Consider the following 17,833-nt stretch of genomic DNA (forward strand, 5'->3'; position numbering starts at 1 on the left):
TTAAATCACATCATGTCATTTTGTTTTTCTGCTACATATCCCACATCTTCTTCCCTTTTTAGTGCGGTTAATCGGATAATTGAACCTATGCCTGCAGATTCCCTAGCCTCATCAAAAGAGCCAACTAAGCACGCTCTATTGAGAACCGCACCGAAGCATCCTTCGGGGCCGGTTTGGTGGCGTTTGGGCATCATGTTTTTTGCGGCTTTTTCTTTGCTGAGCGGCTTGGATGCTGGGCTTTTGCGCTTTTCTTTGTGGGCTCCGGTGTCTTCTTTTACTTTGGCGCAGGCACATGGCCCACTGATGACAATTGGATTCATGGGAACTTTAGTGTGTTTGGAACGCGCCCAGGCTTTACGCCAACCTTTGGCTTATTTTGCCCCGCTGCTGTTAGCAGCGGGCGCCCTCGGCCAGCTTCTGCCGTACCCACTGGTGGCTCGGGGGCTACTGTTGGCGGGCACGCTCGGTTTTTCCCTAGTTTTAGCGCTTTTGTGGCGGCGAAGTGAGTCCACTTTGGTGGCTGCGAGCACGCTTGCTGCTTGGTTGTTGGTGTTGGCGGTTTGGCTTTGGGAGTGGGTCCCGTTTTCGGCTACTGTGCCGCTTTTGGGCGCTTGGATCATTATTACTATCGCCGCGGAACGTGCCGAGCTGGCGACCCTTGATTTGGGTGAAAAGGCGGGGCCGCAGTTAACTGTCTTTGCCTCTATTTTGGCCGTTGGTGCCACTTTGGCGGTGGGAGCACCTCGGCTGGGGGGAGTCATTTTCGGGATTTCGTGTGCGGCACTGGCATTGTGGCTGTTTTTGCGCGATGTGGGCCGGAAGTTTGCCGCCCGCCCCGGTTTGCCCGGTTTTAATGCCGCTTGCTTGCTGGCTGGCAATTTTTGGCTGGCGATTGGTGGGCTAGCCTGGTTGGCGGGCACTCCCTACGATTTACAGGTTCATGCTATCTTCCTTGGTTTTGCTTTCAACCTGATTTTCGCGCACGCTCCCATCATTTTGCCGACCGTTTTGGGGCGTCCGCTTCCCTATCATCAGGCCATGTGGGTTCCCTTCGGTCTACTGCAAATGGCGCTAGCGCTGCGTGCATTGGGCACTTTGGGGGAACAGTATTGGCTCACCCAAAGTGGTGGGATTCTTTCAGTTTTCGCCATTTTGGGTTTCTTAGGGGTGGCAGTTAGTGTGGTTCTTTTTGCTAGCCGAGGACGCCAGGCCGCCCCGAGCTCAACGTCGGCTGCGAGCGGTGGAACAACTGCTGCTTTTAGGCAGAACTCGCCCCAGTTGAAAGGACTTTCCGAGTGAAACGTAGACCTTATTTGGTGGACCTGCTGGTACTGGCTTGGCTGGTAGCGGTGGTGGTGGCCGTCCTGGTAAGCGGTTCTAGCTGGCTGATCTTGCACTTGGCTGCCTTGGGAGTGATCTCGCAGGCGATCCTTTACTGGGCGGAACATTTTACTTACACCCTTAATCGGGTTCCGATTCGCGACAAGGCACTTCGTTGGCAGCAGATAAAAACTGGCTCTTGGGCCATTCTGGCTACTTTGGTTCTGGCTGGAGTGGTGCATTCACTGCCTTGGCCAACGGCTTTGGGCGCTACCGGTTTGGCCATTTTGGCCGCTTGGCAAGCGTGGGAACTAACTCGGGTGCGCCGTCGTTCTTTAATGGGTCGTTTCCCGATTGTAGTGCGCTACTATGCCACGGCCGCCCTGTTGTTACCTTGGGGTTTAGCCCAGGGCACTTGGCTAGCCATTGGTGGACAGCCCAAGGCTCCCTTGTGGTGGCAGGCAAGTCTGCAGCATGGGATGGATGAATCCCTTCGTTTGGGGCACTCTTTAACCAATATCCTAGGTTGGGTGGCATTCACCGTATTGGGCACCTTACTGACTTTTTGGCCCACGATGCTTCGCGCCCAAATGGATCCAAAGTCAACCCAGCACACCATTTCTGCCTGGTGGTGGTTGCTTGGGGGCATTTTGGTGATTAACGTGGGCGCCTACACGACCCGGGCCGTGTTGCTGGCTGGTTTGGCGATTTATGCCATTGGCCTGATCTGGTGGGGGTACGGTCTGGTGGCCCCGTTACGCGCCAAAACCCCGAGTGAGTTTGCTCCGCTTAGCGCACTGATTTCGCTGGTGTGGTTCGCCCTCGGTTATTTATATTTGGTGTGGACGCTGGCGACTGACACCCAAGCTCTCTCATTGCAGTACCCGCGTTTGGGGCTGGTTTGGGGGCTTGGTTTTGGGGCCCAGCTTGTGTGGGCAGCGTTGTCGTACTTGCTGCCGACGACTCGTTCGCGTGGCCCGGCAATGGCGAAAGAAATGTTGGCAATTGTAAATGCGGCAGGAGTTTTTCGTCTGACCGTTTGGAATCTTTCCCTCGCCGCCTTGGTCGCGATTTGGCTGGGTGCCTTGGCGGTTTCTCCGTGGTGGTTCTTGGCTCCACTTTTGGGCGTGGGGGCCGCTAATTTGACGGCTTTGGGCGCTGTTCTTTGGAAAGGAAAAGCATGAAATCGAAAAGCACACAGCTGATGTTGGCTATCGGGGTGATGGTCACCTTATTGGCCTTGGCCTTAGGTTTGACGCAAAGTCCTTTGCTTTCCGAGGGCGCAGCACCCACCAACTCGGCCACTACACTCCAAGCGCCGACAGCATCCTCCCCGACCGAGGGCGCCAAGGTAGTCGAGGCGACGGTGGTGGCCAAGGGGATGCACTTTGTTCCTAACGAGTTGCAGGTGCCTGCGGGCGCTACTTTGCGTTTAACCCTCAAGAATGAGGACGAGGGCATGGTCCATGACCTGTCTTTGGGTGGGGTGTTGACGAAGCGTCTAAATCCTGGGGAAACCCAAACGATTGAGGTGGGTCCTTTTGCCAAAGATACTGAGGGTTGGTGCACGATCCCAGGGCACCGAGAGGCTGGCATGACTTTAGCGGTGAAGGTCTCGGCCGAGGCCGGGGCCGCTGCTAGTGCTCCTGCCGGCGACCCTGCAGCTGGGACGCCCTCGGCTGACATGAATAGCCAGATGCCAGGGCATATGCATCAACATGCTTCCGCGGACCAAGATTTAGGGGATTTGCTGCCAGTTGCTGGGGCGAAGGCTCCGGTGGTGGATCCGGTGGCACCGCCGATGCCCACCACTCCTGCGGGCACCATCCACCAGGTGACTTTACGCGCTCAGGAACTGCCGTTACAGGTGGCTCCGGGCTGGTGGCAGCAGCGTTGGACTTTCAATGGTGGTCCTAGGGGCCCGATTTTGCGTGGCAAAGTGGGCGATACTTTTGAGGTGACTTTGATTAACGAGGGTACGATGGGGCACTCGCTGGATTTCCATGCGGGCAATATTGCCCCTGATCAGCCGATGCGCACGATCGCCCCCGGTCAGTCGTTGAAGTATGTGTTTAAGGCGGAGCGTGCGGGGATTTGGCTTTACCATTGTTCGACCGCCCCGATGAGTGCCCATATTGCGGCGGGAATGCACGGGGCAGTGATTGTTGATCCGCCAGATTTGCAGCCGGTGGACCACGAGTTCGTCCTCGAACCTAGCGAAATTTACCTGCAGAACCGAGCCTTGAGCGCGGCGGTGGCACAGCCGGTTTCGGTGACGAGGGCGAAAGCAGTTGACCCCTCTTTCATGACTTTTAACGGGGTGGCTTTTGGCTACGATCAGGCCCCACTGCAGGTGAAGAAGGGCGAGCGGGTGCGGATCTGGTTGATGAACGCTGGTCCGAATTTGCCTAGCGCTTTCCATGTGGTTGGCGGTCAGTTCGACACGGTTTATGCCGAGGGCGCTTGGCGGCTAAAGGACGGCAAGGATGCTTTTGGGCATGAGGGCAATGGTTCGCAGGTCTTGCCTTTGGCGCCAGCCGAGGGCGGTTTTGTGGAAATGACCTTCCCGCAGCCCGGGCACTATACTTTCGTCACTCACGCGATGGCACACGCCGAAAAGGGTGAAAAGGGCCAAATCGTCGTTACCGATTAGGGAACGAACGCAATCAAGCCTTACTAGCAAGTGGGCACTCGTCCGTTTTAGAGGTCAATCCAGTAGCGTTCAAGGTTGAGGTTTTCGTTTGGCTCGTGGGCGGTGGATTCATAACAGCCACCGTTATTCTGGATGACTTTTCTGCTGCCTTCGTTGTCTTCGAGGCAGGTGATGAGCACTCGTTTGAGACCTCGTTCTTTGGCGGCTTCTAAGGCTAGTGCCAGCATTTTGGTGGCGTATCCTTGTCGCCTTTGGGAAGGGCGGACCGAGTAGCCGATATGTCCCCCATAGATTGCCAAGAAGTCGTTGAGGCAATGTCGTAGTTGCAGCATCCCGATTAGCTGGTGTTTTGTTTCATCCACCAGCAGGAACTGAGTGGCGGGCACTAGGTTTGGTGGGCAGGTTTCAGGTCGCGAATAGGCGACGACTTTGGCGAACCACTCGTCAATGTTCTCAAAGCGAGCTAAAGAGCCAGTTCCGGCTAGTTCGCTTCCATCCGCCAAGAATTCCTGACGGTATTCGATGATCCGGTCTGCCCATTCCTGGCTAGGTTCAATTAGTTTTAGCTTAGCACCCATTCTGTTCCCTGCACTTTTCTTTCCCACGGTCTGGTTGACGCGACTGCGGTGGCAACTGGCCGCTAGGCACGCCCACCCTCGAACACAGCCATCAACACTAACTTTTGAGCTTACCGTCAGCCCTGTTGGGGTCTGACGTGCACTTCTTCCACGCAAGCGTCTTTGGTGGCGCTAAGGGCGTAGGCGACTGCGGTGGCAATGCTTTCTGGTCGCAGATGATCCGTCGCTTGATAGGTTTTCCCCGCGTTTTCGAACATGCGTTGTTGCATGGGGGTGTCTACTCGCCCGGGGTGCACGGCGATTACTCGCACGTCGGGTCGTAGCTCGGCCCGCAGAGCTTTGGTGTAAGCGTCGAGGGCGTGCTTGCTGGCCGCGTAAGCGCCCATGCCGGGGCCCGAGAATCTTCCCGCACCCGAATTGATCATCACGATTTGCCCGTGGGAGGCCTGTAATTTTGGCAAGAACAAACGCGAAAGTTCTGCAGGGGCGATTACGTTCAAGGTGAGTACCTGCTGCCAGGTTTCCCAGTCGAGTTCGTCCACATTTTGCATTGCCTCCATCCCCGCATTGTTGATCAACACATCAAGCTGAGGCACCTCGCCTGCTAGCTTCTCCACTGAAGACTTATCGGTTAGATCTGCTAACAGGTAGGTGGCATCCGGTAGCTCTGCCGCAAGTTCAGCGAGTGGCTCCTCATGGCGCGCCACCAAAATCAGCCGATATTTTTCGGCCAACTCGAGGGCGATAGCCCGCCCGATCCCAGCACTAGCGCCAGTTATTAATGCCACCGGTTTATCCATGATTGCTCCTTTGCTACTTTCCCCGATTCTAACAGCCCACACCTGACATGCCGACCTTCCTCGGCCACAGCCGCCAGACTGTCTTGGCACCCACCTATCCGCATCGACCCAATCTTGGCCACTTGCCCGACCTTCCTCGGCCACCCCACACCTGACCAACCCGTTATCCCACACCTGACCAACCAACCATCCCCAACAAAACTGCCCAAACCCAATGGCTATGGAAACGATGGCAACGCGAACCAAAACACAACTTTCTGGCATTTCTTGCATTTTCGTCACAATCTAACCTATACTGTGTCTGGATGATTTGAGTGTCTGACTTGTCCGGCACTCAATGGCCACCACCAAACGCCAAGAGCAATAGATATTTCAAAAGAGAGACATCGGTTTGTAAGTTTTCGCGAAATCGAACTTGCATTCCGGTGGCTTTTCTTTTGTCCGCTATGCGCCCCTCGGCGTTCCTATTGAAGTTGTAGCAACCACTGATACTTGCGATCACGAAAGGTTTCCATCGTGCCAAACAGCCAAGAAGCAACTAACGGTTCGACCGAGTCCACCCTGCCGGTGGTAATTATCGGCGGTGGAATCACCGGCCTGTCGGTGGCTGCGGGTTTGGCCCGACGCGGGAAACCTTTCGTCATTTTGGAGGCGGCCGATCGTTTGGGCGGCCAGATTCGCACGATTAAACGCCAGGGCTACACCTTTGAGGTGGGCCCAAACACGGGCACGGTTTCTACTCCGGAGGTGGCTGAACTGTTTGAGTTTGCGTCCTCGGCCCGCCTAGAGGTGGCGAATGAGACGGCGAAGGCACGCTGGATTTGGCAGCAGGATCGTTTTCGCCCACTTCCTTCCGGGTTGCTTTCGGCGGCCACCACTCCCCTCTTTACTTTCCGCGACAAGTTGCGAGTGCTGGGCGAGCCTTGGCGTAAACGCGGCACGAACCCAAACGAGACCGTGGGGGAGCTCGCGGCCCGCCGACTAGGAAAGTCGTTCGTGCGCAACGCGGTAGACCCGTTCATTGGCGGGATTTACGCGGGCGACCCGTACCGACTGGTGACTCGTTTTGCCCTGCCGAAACTCTATAATTTAGAGGCGAATCACGGCTCTTTCATTCGCGGCTCGATCGCTAAAATGCGCACCCCCAAGACCGACCGGGATCGCAAAGCCACCAAACAGGTTTTTAGTGCCGAGGGCGGTCTCACGGCCCTGGTCGACGCCCTCGAAACAGCACTTCAGCCCCACGGAAAAATCCTGACTGGTGTACAAAACGTGAGCGCGAAAATGTTGGCCCCACATCAGTGGCAGGTGTCTTTCACCCACCAAGGACAGGCGCAAGAGCTCATAGCCCAAACGGTTGTTTCCACGGTGCGCGCTGACCTGTTAGCCCCGATTTTCCCTGACCTGACAGGCAAGTTGGCGCCGATTGAGTCCTTGCGTTACGCGCCCGTGGCAGAGGTGGTTTTCGGCTATGACCACTTACCGAGCGTGAATCGGAAGGCCTTTGGCGGCCTCGTCCCGAGCGAGGAAAACCGTGACGTGCTGGGAATCCTCTTCCCCTCATCTTGTTTTGCCGGCCGCACTCCACACCCCGATTCCGCTCTGTTTACCGTGTTTGTGGGCGGGATGCGTCGTGGGCAGAAACTTTTGTCACTGGCCGAGGACGAACTGGTGGCCTTGGCCCGTCGGGAAGTTGAAAACATGTTGCAGATACCCCAAGGGGTATCGCCTGACTTGGTGGAAGTGGCTCGCTACCCGAAAGCGATCGCCCAGTACGAAGCTAGCACCGAACAAAGGCTTGAGCGGATTAGCCAGTTAGAATACGATTATCCGGGACTGATTTTGGCTGGTGCGATCCGTGACGGGATTGGCCTTGCACACCGCATCACCCAAGGCAGCCAAATCGGGGCGATGCTAGCAGTTAACTAACCCCAGCCCGCGACACGTTACGCAGAGTTGGCTCACCCCCGCAAACATGCCACAACCCATCGCACATTTTGGGAGTAGTCTTGCGGCTCAACCAGCAGGGATACCACTTCGTCCCACCCAAACCCCCAGGCTTTTCGTTGCGCTTACCGCAGGGCGCATCACCCCTAAGACCACAAGAGGTACCTTGCTTGTTAGGATGAGTAGATGACGACTTTTTATGATTTTTCAGCAAAGACCTTGGCCGGCGAAGAGATTCCCATGGAAAATTTTCGGGGCAAAGTGGTGCTAGTGGTTAACACGGCAAGCAAGTGCGGTTTCACTCCTCAGTTGGCGGGCTTGCAGGAGTTGCATGAAAAATATGCGGATCGGGGCCTAGCAGTTTTAGGTTTCCCTTGTAATCAGTTTGGCAACCAAGAACCTGGTGAAGCTGAAGAAATCTCGGAATTTTGCAGCATAAATTATGGCGTTAGTTTCCAAATGTTCGCCAAGGTGGAAGTTAATGGCGATGGGGCCCACCCGCTCTGGCAGTGGTTGCGTGAGCAAAAGGGCGGCGTCCTCGGCAATAAAATTAAATGGAACTTCACCAAGTTCCTCATCGATCCGCAAGGGGAAGTGGTGGATCGTTTCGCTCCAACCACTAAACCGGAATCGCTCGGCGAACAAATCGAAAAGCTGCTGCCGCAAAACTAGAGTCAAGCGACTTTGCCGGGGACAGGCTAGCTGCCTCAATGCCCCCGAAACTAGGCTCAGCTGAGCGAGAGGAACATTTTTTCGAGCTTTTCCTCATCCAAGGTTTGACCGCTAGGGTCGGCCTTTAAACATTCACGCATGCTCTGGGCAACGATCGCGTATCCGGCCCGGTCAACTGCTTTTCCGACCGCGGCGATCTGGGTGACAACTTCTTCACAAGAGCGGCCTTCTTCGATCATGCGAATAACCGCTTGGAGTTGACCGTTTGCCCGTTTGAGCCGCATCAAGGCTGGCTTAACTTCTTGCGGATCTAAGTTCATTTCGTTTCTTTCCATCAAGTTCTACCACCTAAACTCAAGCGGATACTGAAACCGCACAGTCTTGTTAGTAGAAATAAGACTGGGCTCACGATTGCTCGCGAGCCCAGCCCATTTATCGGCTTGGAGGCAACCCGCACGTTGGTTCCCTTCCGACTTTCCGGTTACGGTCCCCTACTTTATTTACCCGCACAGTAGTTCAGGAACACCAGTTAACCGGAAGCTATCGATTCCCCTTTTTAAGGGTTTATCTCAACGTCCAAAGAGACGGGAGAAGAGGCCACCATTCTGGCTGCTCTCACCGTTTTTCTTAGCATCCTTGTCGCAGGTGCAACGCTGGCTGACCGGCACATTCTTAAAAACCTGGTCAACATGCTGGCCACAGCCAGCCCAAGTGGTCTTACCACACTTCTTGCAAGTTACCGGACGGCACATATTAGATCTCCTAGTTTGCGCTTACACTTTGCTACTTACCAACCGAAGGCAACTTTCCAAACTGGTGAAGATTTATTTTGCCTTGGTCAATAACCACTAACAACATATACCCCCTAGGGTATAAGCGCAAGAGGTAATGATTCTCAATAAGACTGCAACCGCAACGAAAAGTAAGCGTCCCCACTCCTAAAAACAACCTAGATGGATAATCTAACTAGGTTTTGATAAAATCTAGTTATGGGTAAGCAACAACCATCCGTTTCTTTTCCGACTGAGTGGCTGCGAGGCATGACGTCCTTGGCGGTTTTAGCGGTTTTAGCTAGCGGTCCGTCTTATGGTTACGCCATTTCGACGGCTTTGGCGCAGGCCGGCCTCGGGCAGATTAAGGGCGGAACTTTATATCCAATTTTGACTCGTTTGGAAGCAGACGGGTTCCTAGCTTCCACTTGGGAGCATGGCCCAAGTGGCCCTGGACGCAAGATTTTTTCGCTCACCGAGCTAGGAGAATCACATTTGCGTGATTTGCAATCCCAGTGGCGGATCTTCGCCACAAACCTGGACCAGCTCATTACTCAAGGAGGCGACAGTGAGCAAGCAAAAGAAGCATAAGCAACAGGCATTGCCCCGAAAAGTACAGAATTTGAGTTCTGCGGACCAGCGTTGGATTAGCAAATATTGGGCTGAGTTGGCGAAGCTGATTCCGCTAGACACCGAGGGCGTAACCCGCCTGGTGGATCTGCGAGTGGCAAGTTTGAACCTTGCCCGTAGTGAGGAGGCTGCAGGTGCTCCGGCGCAAAGCGCGAAGGAAATGTTTGGTTCTCCCCTCTTAGCGGCCCAGAGCGACTGCGAGGAGCTTTATGGCACCAATCGTTCGTGGGCACAGCAGTTCCCCATGTATGACCGAAATACTCTCATAGTTTGGTCTTTGTTACTGGCTGTGGGCACGGCTTACAATAGTTTGCACGATCCAGCGGGGTTCCCTTTAACCACCTTGTTCGCGATTCCGCTATATGGTTCGGTGCTATTTTTCCTGATGCGCTTTTTCCAAAGTTTCACTTGGGGACGCCCAGCACAAACCGTGACTTGGCTGGCTGCTTTGGGTGGCGTGGCTCTTGCCCTGTTCGGTTTGAAGCAGGTCCACACTTCTTGGACTAGCGAACCGGTTTGGCATTTTAACGGCTCTTACCTCATCGCAATCCCAATCGCGGGTGTCTTGACGGCGGTTTTCTTGATTCGCCGCGGCGCCGATTCATCACGCAACGTCCTCGACAAGCTCGAGAACTTAAGCCGAGAGCACTGGCTAGCGCGCATTCGGGGGCTTTCTCGCTGGAAGTACGGTTTACCGTCCTCGGATCGCGCGAAGGTGCTGGCCGAGGCCGAGGCCGCCAGCGAAAACCAGCCCAAACCGAGCCTAGAGCTTGGGGTTCCGGATGCTTTCCTCCGCGAGATTCTGTTGACTCACCCGACGTTTTTAAAGTCGTCGATTGAGGCACGAACTAGGCGCGGTTTCCTCCTCGGCTTGGGCGTCATGCTAGCTGGCGCGGTCGCCCTTTGGAAGATCCTAGGCGCTTACGGGTTTAGCTGGCCATTGCTGCTGTTGCTGGCTTTCGTGCTGGTTTTGGGGCTGACCTGGGCGTGGTCGCTGATTAACGCCGACCGCCGCTTCATGCCGCGCGACTGAAAAATAGTGGATCCTTTGGTATTTCGTTATCACGACACATTCCTACATCATTCAACAATAATCCAGCTAGTCTCTTGCTAGAAACCATGCTTTAAGAAACTAAACGTAGGCTATTTTCTTGGCTTTGAGCGCATGCTCGGCTCTATATATTCCTGTCCTTCATTTTTGCTCAGCTTTCGCACCATTTCTTTTGCTGTTATTCCTCGACCTTTCGCTAGCCAATGCAATACAGCGAAGGTAATCACTAGTGTTAGAAGGATCGGGAAAGCATAGTTAAAAATGCTCCACCATAGATTTATATCTAGATCTTCTGTGAACTTTAAGCCGCCAGTAATGGTATAAACGAGAGTCGCTGGAAAAGCTATAGCAGCAATTGTTTCTAAGTTATTTCTCCAGTTCTCTGCTCGCTTTATCTCTTCGTTTTCGACCTCGCGTTGCTCTTCACGTAGACGGCTATCTTCCAAGCGAAGAATATTTGCAGTACTTTCTTCTTCCTCTTGGACATCTCGCATTCTTTCGTGAATCCGCGCAATTTCTTGTAATCGGTGAAGGAACACCTCACCAGTTGGATGCTTCGGCAACGAAGTAAACCATAGGTTTGCTCTAAACTTTGCGAAATCTTCCTGAAGTTTCCGGTACTGCTTTAGACTCTCTTTGAGTTTTTCTTCAGATTTTGTTCCATTTTGGTTAGCCTCTAAAGTACTAGCCAAATCTACTGCAGCCTCAGAAAGTTCGATACTAATACGTTCAAGTGCAACTGATTGTCGTCTAGCTAGCATTTGTAAATCAGCAAAGCGCGTGTGCGCTAACACTAAAGAGTTTGCGGCAAAAGCCACTTCACGCCCCTGATTGTATTTGAGGTCTTCCCCCGGCTTGGGCCCCGATGTAGTCATAACATATGAAACAGAATCAAGACTAAATCGAGCATAGCCATGTCCAAGTCTCAATTGCTCTTTCTCTTTACGCCTGTTGTCAGCTCGCAACATGTCTAGTTCATTAGAGAAAACATCAGCTTCTTCAGCCGCAAGCGCCCACAACTCGCCTTTATCAAGTTGAGGATACAAACGTTTAAATGATGCTGGTGGCTCAGGGTAATCATCACCAGCAAGAAGAGTTATGGCATACATTAGCTGAGTCGACAAATGTTCTACTATCGAGTTATTTTTTGACCCAGCTATATGTAGGTATGCCCCGTTATTTAAATTTAAGTTCTCAAATCCAAAAGATCGAAGAGCTGTTTGTAAAACCGAAAAAAGTGCACACCTTATTCGGTCTAAGTTACGATTAGCTTGCAAATCTGGTGGAAAATTTTTATTGATTAAATCTAAAGGCCTACGCACCGCTGAAATAACCCTAAAAACATCATTGGTTGGTAGCTGAAGATGGACACAAACAAACTTATCGTCATCTGGACCAAAATTTAGGTTCGAGCGATTCCATGTGCTAGTATCATTCGATCTAATTTCTTCGATAGGTTTTCCGCCAAAAGCTCTCATCTCAATCCGCATCACCTGAACTCCTTCATAGGCAAGTAGCTCAATCGGATCTGTAAATCGTTTTGTCTTAAAAGAACCAGTACTATCTTCCTCGTACTGGATCTCTACCTCACCCCAGTTTGCAAAATGTCCAGACTTTTCTTTTGCTTTCCTTAACTCACTCAGATCAAGTCGAATTTCTTTAAGGTACATTGCTTTATGCATTGCAGATTTTCGAAACCATGCGCTGTGTTTCGCAAGCACATTAGGCGGTGCTTCATTACTTCCTGTTTCTACTTTTGCAACGTTTGCAGGTAAAGGACGTTGATCACGATATGAGTACCCATCCTTACGATAGCCAGGTTCGAAAGGGCTACAGTGATGACGATTAAAAACATCAGGCTCTGGAAGCTTCCTGTCAATGGAGTCTTGTCTTATTACCCTATGGATCCAATCATCAGCTTGATATGGCTCAGGACAAAGGAGTTTCCAGTCAGGCTTCAGCATTTCCATACAATCAGGAATTTGCATCATAATTACCGCTGAAGCGTACTCCCATTCACCAGTTTTCCCATCGCGGCTGCAATTGTTTCCATAATTATTTTCTGATTCAGAAACCTTGGTATTCTGCTCATCCATGGTTTTTACTTTCGTTAGGTCCCCGAGCCCACCCTCGCTGGTCTGTGACGTCTGGTAGTAAATTGTCAGCAATAACGCTTTTAGCTCTCTACCCTTGTACCCTATCTCGGGGATAAACCGTAAGGGAGGATTTGAACCTCCTATGCCTTTTCCCCTTAAGGCTGCCGGATCTAAGCGTTGCTTAGGTGACGTCCACGCAAACTAGCTACCGACTAACGTTTATTAGTGCCGTTTAGTCAAGCAGGTCGGTGTTCCAGTTCAGGCCTTGAATCTTGGTGTCAAGTTCTCGGTATCGTTTGGCGGCCTCGTCTGCTTTTTTGCGGAGTTTTGTTACCGAGTAGGTGGGCACGTATTTGATTTCCGAGGCCGAGTAGCGGTTTTGCCGTGCCGAGGCGGCATCTGCCATCTGCTGGTAGAAGTTGTGTTCCTTCTTGGCAGCATCTCGCAGGGCGATTGCATCGGCGATAGTGTGCTCGTCATCAAACTTGGTAGCCACGTTGGTGCGGTTGATTCGCATTACTAGGGTGGTCATTTCGGCGAGCAAGCGGTCATATTCGGCCAAGAGTTCCTTGGGGTCTTCTTCTGGCTTTTCCCCTTCCTGCACCTGCATCATATTGGAAGTGCGTGGCTGGAGTTTTACCATTCGGGTCTGAACGTCGGCTCGTTTAGCTAAAGCTTCTGCTAACTTCATTGTTTTTTCCTCCCGGGATTTTCCGATGAGCTTTGCGGGCTTACACCCACGAGTTACTTCTACCCTAGCGCATTGCCGGCAGTTTTTGGTAGCAAGGTTACCTATTCCTTGCTTTTGCTGGCTAATCTGCCCACAAAAACCCACTTTTTGGCTTTATTTCCTAGCTTTGTCGGCATAATGGTCACATTATTTCCCGAGGGCGCTCCCCCACTTTTGGTCCGCCTTCACCCGATTTTGAAGGAGTTTCCCATGGCTAGCGGTACCCACCCACAGGAAGCACATCGTGAGGATCATGCCTCGAAGCTGAATTGGCTACGCGCGGGCGTCCTCGGCGCTAATGATGGCATTGTTTCGGTTGCGGCTTTGCTTTTGGGCATGATTGGTGCGCACGCTCAGTCGGCGACGATCCTGACGGCTGGTTTGGCTTCCTTGGTGGCGGGCGCGGTCTCCATGGCTTTGGGTGAATATGTTTCGGTGTCGGCTCAGCGTGATACGGAAAAGTTCCTGATCCAAAAGGAATCTTGGGAACTAGAAAATTTGGTGGAGCATGAGCACGAGGAGTTAAAAACTATTCTTTGCTCCTACGGCATGAGCCCCGAAACGGCAGAGACTGCGGTTAACGAGATTGAGGCGGGCGACCCTTTGCCGGTGCACCTTCGCTTGGAGTTGGGCATTGACGGGGAGGATTTGACGAACCCTTGGGCGGCGGCTGGTTCTTCTGCTTTAGCTTTCACCTTGGGGGCGGCGCTGCCTCTTTTGACGGCACTTTTGGCTCCTTTGACCGGTCAGGCTTGGTACGTAATTGTGGTTACTTTGGCGACTTTGGCTTTGACTGGTTTTATTTCGGCGAAACTTTCGGAGACCGATCCGGTGCGCGCGGTGGTGCGACTGGTTCTTGGTGGCGGCCTCGGCTTAGCTATCACCTATGGTGCTGGTGCCTTGTTCGGGGCGCTATAAATCAGAAATACAGATTCCAACAGAAGTTTTAAGCTATGGCCGCTCGGCTAGGATAGGTTAGTCGGCGCTTATTTAGGCTGGTTTAGCGGGTGCCACCACCGGAGCCGCCACCGCTAGAGCCACCACCGCCACCGGAGAAGCTGCCGCCACCACCAGAGCCGCCACCGCCGTCGAAAGATCCAGAGGTGATACCCGAGTAGCCCGAATCGCCTAGGTTGGTTGCGATGCTAGTGATATTTTCACTTTCAGCAAGCACACTCTTAATGTTGGGGACAAGGCGTTTGAGCTGTTCATAGACACGATCGGCACAGCCGAAAAGGGTGGCATAGATCAGGTAGTACTTCCACAAGACAACTTCTTGCATTTCCCGCTCATCCACGATGGTAAAGGTTTCGAGGTAGTACCTGAACCCCATAACCTTCGAGAGTTCTTCAACCCCAGCACTGGTTAATCGGAGTTCCTTAAAGGGAACTAATAGCGAGCGCCCTCTTGCTTCTTCTGACCACCCGTTATCGGCTAGTAAATGCTTACCGCGGTTTTCAATGTGGTTGGTAAACGATTGCCAGCTCAGATTGCCTGAAGTTGTTTGGAAGTAAGATTTTAGTTCCCCAGCCTCGACAACATTATTATCTCCGGCAGCATGAATCAGCATTGAAAAGATCATTCTTTCAGCATCATCAAGGAAGGGGTCATCGTTTTTGTCAATAATTCTGATGGCGTACTTTTGCTTGCCGAAAATGGTACTGCCATCATCTACTGGTGTTACTCGTTTATCTAAGATCCAGCGCATAATGTAGGCACTGAGTAGGTTTGCTCGAAACTCCTTAGACATGGACTTGTTACCCAGTTCCAAGAGTTGGTACATCTTTGGAATGTTAAATTCAGGTGGTTTCGAGTAGCTACTGCCCCCGTAACCGCTAGCTGATTTCAAATACTTATTTCTGACACGGCGTCGGCTAAGCGGCATAGCAATCGCCAAAACAACTGCAACTACTGAAACAGTTCCAAGACCAACGAACAGGGCGATCCAGAGAATCTTTTTCCACTTCTCTTTTTGGACTCCCTCGAAAGAGGTAGCGCGAACTTGTTGGTAAGTCTTGAACACCTGAGTTTCAGTATTATAGGTGTCAGGGGCTATCTTGGCTAGCACCACCACATAGTTTTTCGGGCCAAAATCACCGGTTGATTGTACCGAAATATTTGTGGGGGTGACTTTGAAGTCGCCTTTGAAACCAAAGGTATTAACTTCCTGCACAATACCGGCAGCGAACTTTTTGGAAGTGATATTGATTTTGAGATTCTGCGGTGGTTCAGAAAGGTCGGGGTTGACGAACTGCCAGTTAAGCACTTGGGCATCGTCTAGTTTTTCAATCACATTGGAAATGGTGTATTTGACGGTGAACTTGTGTTTACCGTAGCTACCAATCCCCCAGCAGAGCTCTTGAGCTGTCCCGTTATAGTTGATGCCACTTTTAAACGCCTTCTCGTCAAGGCTGGCATTAACATCCCAATCGGGTAATTCTTCAAACTTCTTGTCGAACTCGTAAACCTCAAACTCGGTAAGTTTCATGGTTGGTTTGAGGTTATCGATCACAATGTACTTTTCGGTACCCCTGTTATCGTTCGTCTCCCACACTTGTTCGAAGTGACCATTACCGTCCTCGTCAATATCCAAATTGATGGTGAGGGAAACTAGTTCGGTTGCTTGGGCAGAAGAAACCATCCCGCTCACTGGGAGCAAGATTAAAAGGAAAGCTAAAAGAGCTACGCTGAGTTTTTTAGCCATAAAGGAATCAGTCCCAGCTAGGCGAACTGGACTTGCCTTCGGAAATCTGGAAGTAAGGTAGTTCGCGGAAACCAAACATGGCTGCCACGATCGACATTGGGAAGACCAGCACCTTGCGGTTGTACTTGGTGGTGGTGTCGTTGAATACCATGCGGGCCATCCGAATGTTTTCTTCGTACTCGCCAAGCTGACGCATGGTTTCCTTGTAAACTTCGCTGGCTTTCAAATCCGGGTAGTTTTCTGCCACAGCGAGAAGGCGGTTGAAAGCGCTAGTGAAGGTGCTCTCGTCCTTTTCAAGTTCAGAAACTGCCGAGTCCTTGTTGACACCGGTACGCTGCTGAACGGTGTCGTGCAAAACCTTACTTTCATGCTCGGAGTACTTCTTAGTGGCGCTGATCAGCGAAGTCAAAGCATCCCAACGAGTTTCCATCTGTACCGCGATCTGACTCTTAGCGTTTTTCACCAATTCGCGGGAGTTGACGAAACTGTTGTAAGAAACAATCAAGAAGACGCCCAATAGGATCACAAGTACCAAAAATACGATCCCAATGATAGCTAATGCGGACATTACCAGCCCCTTTCAGTTCGTTAGTCGCCGGTGGACCAACTTTGGCATTCTGAACCGAATTATATCGCAAATCCCAGACAGAACCGACGAAAAGTGTTTTGCAGGTCTCATTTTTCAGAGTGTAGTGTCCCGCGCTTCGATCGACTCTAGCCTTGTTTTTTTACCGAGGGCTCCTAACCTTGGGGTAGCTTTTCAGTGTGCGTAAACCTACTAGCAACATCGGGATCGCCAGAATAACGAGGATTACTACCACCGGAAGGGACATGTCTGCTGGCGCAGTGGACGCTTGGGGGACACCCTCGGTTAGCGTGCCAAGATCGCCGAGGACGTTATAGACGAAATGAAGCGAAATGGTGACCCACAAATTCTGGGTGGTTAACATGATTGCCGCCAAAAGAACTCCCATGCAGAAGGTGTAGAAAACCTGGGTGAGGGTTCCGACCACGGCAATATTTCCTCCGCCCAAAAGGGCTAGTAGGTGCGAGACGCTGAAAATCACGGCACTAGTGATAACCGCACCGATAGTCGATTGTTTGGAAGTAAGCAGGAGGGGGAGAACTGTTCCTCGAAAAAGCGCTTCTTCGAAGGTGGCGGTTAATGCTACTCCCAAAATGAACCAGAGTGCCGAAACTGGAATTGTGGGGACAGTTGCAGGACCGGAGAAAACTAGTGCTAATGTGGCCACGACCGTCGCCATCAAAAGCATCGGCCACCCAAGAGTCCAAAAGGCAGAGAAGCCACGGGTACTAAAACCTAGCAGGGAAAGAGTGCCAGTTTGCCACATAACCACGATCGTCACGGCTAAAGTAATCAGCAAACTCAAGGCGTTAGTTGCCGTATAAGGTAAGGGTTTGGAAAGAGCCAAGGCGGAAAGTGCTAGCGTGCCAATAACTACCAAGGCGCAAAGCAAAGCCACCAAAATTGGGGAAGAAAATCTACGTGCTGGGAGTGAAATCATGGCGCTAATGATAACCTATCTCAACAGCGTTAGGCTAGCTTGTGCGAACAGCAACTATATTTATTAAAAACACATTAGAACGCTACAATCAAAGATCAAGTCTGAGCAGCGTCAACAAATCAAAATAAGTTCACAACACAACATTTTAGGGAAACGCGCAATAAGCACATTTAGAGTGCAGACAAAACAAGCCGAATAACAAAACACGATGAATGGGAACACAGAAAATTAACATAGATTAAAAGTATTAAAATTCCGCCCCAAACAGTATTGAAAGGATAAAGCTCTCGCATACATTCCAAGCACCTATAGGTCAACAAACACCCCGAAATACACCAACCTTTAGGTGTCACAAA

The 17,833-nt window shown here is 51.7% G+C and carries 18 protein-coding genes; 8 read left to right on the forward strand and 10 right to left on the reverse strand.

What is annotated here, in order from left to right:
• Nucleotides 1–5: 5 nt before the first annotated feature.
• Complete coding sequence (locus tag BK816_RS09565; protein WP_204377188.1) at nt 6–320, reverse strand: hypothetical protein; 315 nt, start codon at nt 318–320, stop codon at nt 6–8.
• On the opposite strand from BK816_RS09565, the gene BK816_RS08030 reads away from it, so the two are divergent.
• Genes BK816_RS08030 through BK816_RS09195 form a run of 3 tightly spaced genes read left to right on the forward strand, consistent with a single transcriptional unit; the run spans nt 319 to nt 3,973 of the window.
• A complete protein-coding gene (locus BK816_RS08030; protein ID WP_204377189.1) occupies nt 319–1,299 on the forward strand; it encodes a hypothetical protein in 981 nt (326 codons plus the stop codon). The genes BK816_RS09565 and BK816_RS08030 overlap by 2 nt on opposite strands.
• Complete coding sequence (locus BK816_RS09190) at nt 1,296–2,504, forward strand: hypothetical protein (RefSeq protein ID WP_083379177.1); 1,209 nt, start codon at nt 1,296–1,298, stop codon at nt 2,502–2,504. The genes BK816_RS08030 and BK816_RS09190 overlap by 4 nt, the downstream gene beginning before the upstream one ends.
• On the forward strand, nt 2,501–3,973 hold the full coding sequence (locus BK816_RS09195) for a multicopper oxidase domain-containing protein (protein ID WP_156982019.1): 1,473 nt from the start codon (nt 2,501–2,503) through the stop codon (nt 3,971–3,973). Before BK816_RS09190 ends, BK816_RS09195 begins: the two co-directional genes overlap by 4 nt.
• Before the next feature lie 47 nt (nt 3,974–4,020).
• Here the strand turns inward: BK816_RS09195 and BK816_RS08040 are convergent, their stop codons facing one another.
• Together BK816_RS08040 and BK816_RS08045 are read right to left on the reverse strand one after the other, a co-directional pair.
• Entirely contained in the window at nt 4,021–4,551 is a 531-nt protein-coding gene (locus tag BK816_RS08040) for a GNAT family N-acetyltransferase (RefSeq protein ID WP_071164704.1), read from the reverse strand.
• A 116-nt stretch (nt 4,552–4,667) separates the two neighbouring features.
• A complete protein-coding gene (locus BK816_RS08045) occupies nt 4,668–5,351 on the reverse strand; it encodes an SDR family oxidoreductase (protein WP_170299679.1) in 684 nt (227 codons plus the stop codon).
• A 516-nt stretch (nt 5,352–5,867) separates the two neighbouring features.
• Between BK816_RS08045 and hemG the strand changes: the two genes are divergently transcribed.
• Together hemG and BK816_RS08055 are read left to right on the forward strand one after the other, a co-directional pair.
• Entirely contained in the window at nt 5,868–7,280 is a 1,413-nt protein-coding gene (gene hemG, locus BK816_RS08050; protein ID WP_204377190.1) for a protoporphyrinogen oxidase, read from the forward strand.
• 204 nt (nt 7,281–7,484) lie between these two features.
• Nucleotides 7,485–7,970 carry a glutathione peroxidase gene (locus tag BK816_RS08055; RefSeq protein WP_071164705.1) on the forward strand — a complete coding sequence of 162 codons (486 nt, stop codon included), beginning with the start codon at nt 7,485–7,487 and terminating at the stop codon, nt 7,968–7,970.
• 56 nt (nt 7,971–8,026) lie between these two features.
• On the opposite strand, the gene BK816_RS08060 is transcribed toward BK816_RS08055, so the two are convergent.
• The gene (locus BK816_RS08060; RefSeq protein ID WP_204377191.1) at nt 8,027–8,305 is read right to left on the reverse strand and encodes a metal-sensitive transcriptional regulator; all 279 of its coding nucleotides are present in this window, start codon (nt 8,303–8,305) and stop codon (nt 8,027–8,029) included.
• 234 nt (nt 8,306–8,539) lie between these two features.
• The gene (locus BK816_RS08065) at nt 8,540–8,722 is read right to left on the reverse strand and encodes a hypothetical protein (protein ID WP_071164706.1); all 183 of its coding nucleotides are present in this window, start codon (nt 8,720–8,722) and stop codon (nt 8,540–8,542) included.
• Nucleotides 8,723–8,959: 237 nt separating this feature from the next.
• Between BK816_RS08065 and BK816_RS08070 the strand changes: the two genes are divergently transcribed.
• Both BK816_RS08070 and BK816_RS08075 read left to right on the forward strand, forming a co-directional pair.
• Nucleotides 8,960–9,331 (forward strand): PadR family transcriptional regulator, encoded by a 372-nt coding sequence (locus BK816_RS08070; RefSeq protein ID WP_071164707.1) that lies wholly within the window; start codon nt 8,960–8,962, stop codon nt 9,329–9,331.
• Entirely contained in the window at nt 9,309–10,403 is a 1,095-nt protein-coding gene (locus BK816_RS08075; protein WP_071164708.1) for a hypothetical protein, read from the forward strand. The genes BK816_RS08070 and BK816_RS08075 overlap by 23 nt, the downstream gene beginning before the upstream one ends.
• Nucleotides 10,404–10,513: 110 nt before the next feature.
• On the opposite strand, the gene BK816_RS08080 is transcribed toward BK816_RS08075, so the two are convergent.
• Nucleotides 10,514–12,517, reverse strand: coding sequence for a hypothetical protein (locus BK816_RS08080; protein WP_071164709.1), 2,004 nt, complete (start codon nt 12,515–12,517; stop codon nt 10,514–10,516).
• Nucleotides 12,518–12,749: 232 nt separating this feature from the next.
• Nucleotides 12,750–13,208, reverse strand: coding sequence for a DIP1984 family protein (locus BK816_RS08085; protein ID WP_071164710.1), 459 nt, complete (start codon nt 13,206–13,208; stop codon nt 12,750–12,752).
• 249 nt (nt 13,209–13,457) lie between these two features.
• Between BK816_RS08085 and BK816_RS08090 the strand changes: the two genes are divergently transcribed.
• A complete protein-coding gene (locus BK816_RS08090; protein WP_071164711.1) occupies nt 13,458–14,165 on the forward strand; it encodes a VIT1/CCC1 transporter family protein in 708 nt (235 codons plus the stop codon).
• An 82-nt stretch (nt 14,166–14,247) separates the two neighbouring features.
• On the opposite strand, the gene BK816_RS08095 is transcribed toward BK816_RS08090, so the two are convergent.
• The 3 genes from BK816_RS08095 to BK816_RS08105 all read right to left on the reverse strand — a co-directional run bounded on the left by BK816_RS08095 (nt 14,248) and on the right by BK816_RS08105 (nt 17,477).
• A complete protein-coding gene (locus tag BK816_RS08095; protein ID WP_071164712.1) occupies nt 14,248–15,951 on the reverse strand; it encodes a DUF2207 family protein in 1,704 nt (567 codons plus the stop codon).
• Nucleotides 15,952–15,958: 7 nt separating this feature from the next.
• Complete coding sequence (locus BK816_RS08100) at nt 15,959–16,519, reverse strand: LemA family protein (protein WP_071164713.1); 561 nt, start codon at nt 16,517–16,519, stop codon at nt 15,959–15,961.
• Between the two features lie 160 nt (nt 16,520–16,679).
• Entirely contained in the window at nt 16,680–17,477 is a 798-nt protein-coding gene (locus BK816_RS08105) for a CPBP family intramembrane glutamic endopeptidase (protein WP_071164714.1), read from the reverse strand.
• Nucleotides 17,478–17,833 lie beyond the last annotated feature (356 nt).

Origin of the sequence: Boudabousia tangfeifanii (assembly GCF_001856685.1) — a bacterium.
Lineage (GTDB): Bacteria > Actinomycetota > Actinomycetes > Actinomycetales > Actinomycetaceae > Boudabousia > Boudabousia tangfeifanii.

Coding starts and splice junctions, on each gene's coding strand:
- BK816_RS08030 (WP_204377189.1), top strand. CDS start 319: ATGGGAACTTTAGTGTGTTTGGAACGCGCCCAGGCTTTACGCCAACCT.
- BK816_RS09565 (WP_204377188.1), bottom strand. CDS start 320: ATGAATCCAATTGTCATCAGTGGGCCATGTGCCTGCGCCAAAGTAAAA.
- BK816_RS09195 (WP_156982019.1), top strand. CDS start 2,501: ATGAAATCGAAAAGCACACAGCTGATGTTGGCTATCGGGGTGATGGTC.
- BK816_RS08040 (WP_071164704.1), bottom strand. CDS start 4,551: ATGGGTGCTAAGCTAAAACTAATTGAACCTAGCCAGGAATGGGCAGAC.
- BK816_RS08045 (WP_170299679.1), bottom strand. CDS start 5,351: ATGGATAAACCGGTGGCATTAATAACTGGCGCTAGTGCTGGGATCGGG.
- BK816_RS08055 (WP_071164705.1), top strand. CDS start 7,485: ATGACGACTTTTTATGATTTTTCAGCAAAGACCTTGGCCGGCGAAGAG.
- BK816_RS08060 (WP_204377191.1), bottom strand. CDS start 8,305: ATGGAAAGAAACGAAATGAACTTAGATCCGCAAGAAGTTAAGCCAGCC.
- BK816_RS08065 (WP_071164706.1), bottom strand. CDS start 8,722: ATGTGCCGTCCGGTAACTTGCAAGAAGTGTGGTAAGACCACTTGGGCT.
- BK816_RS08070 (WP_071164707.1), top strand. CDS start 8,960: ATGGGTAAGCAACAACCATCCGTTTCTTTTCCGACTGAGTGGCTGCGA.
- BK816_RS08080 (WP_071164709.1), bottom strand. CDS start 12,517: ATGGATGAGCAGAATACCAAGGTTTCTGAATCAGAAAATAATTATGGA.
- BK816_RS08085 (WP_071164710.1), bottom strand. CDS start 13,208: ATGAAGTTAGCAGAAGCTTTAGCTAAACGAGCCGACGTTCAGACCCGA.
- BK816_RS08090 (WP_071164711.1), top strand. CDS start 13,458: ATGGCTAGCGGTACCCACCCACAGGAAGCACATCGTGAGGATCATGCC.
- BK816_RS08095 (WP_071164712.1), bottom strand. CDS start 15,951: ATGGCTAAAAAACTCAGCGTAGCTCTTTTAGCTTTCCTTTTAATCTTG.
- BK816_RS08100 (WP_071164713.1), bottom strand. CDS start 16,519: ATGTCCGCATTAGCTATCATTGGGATCGTATTTTTGGTACTTGTGATC.
- BK816_RS08105 (WP_071164714.1), bottom strand. CDS start 17,477: ATGATTTCACTCCCAGCACGTAGATTTTCTTCCCCAATTTTGGTGGCT.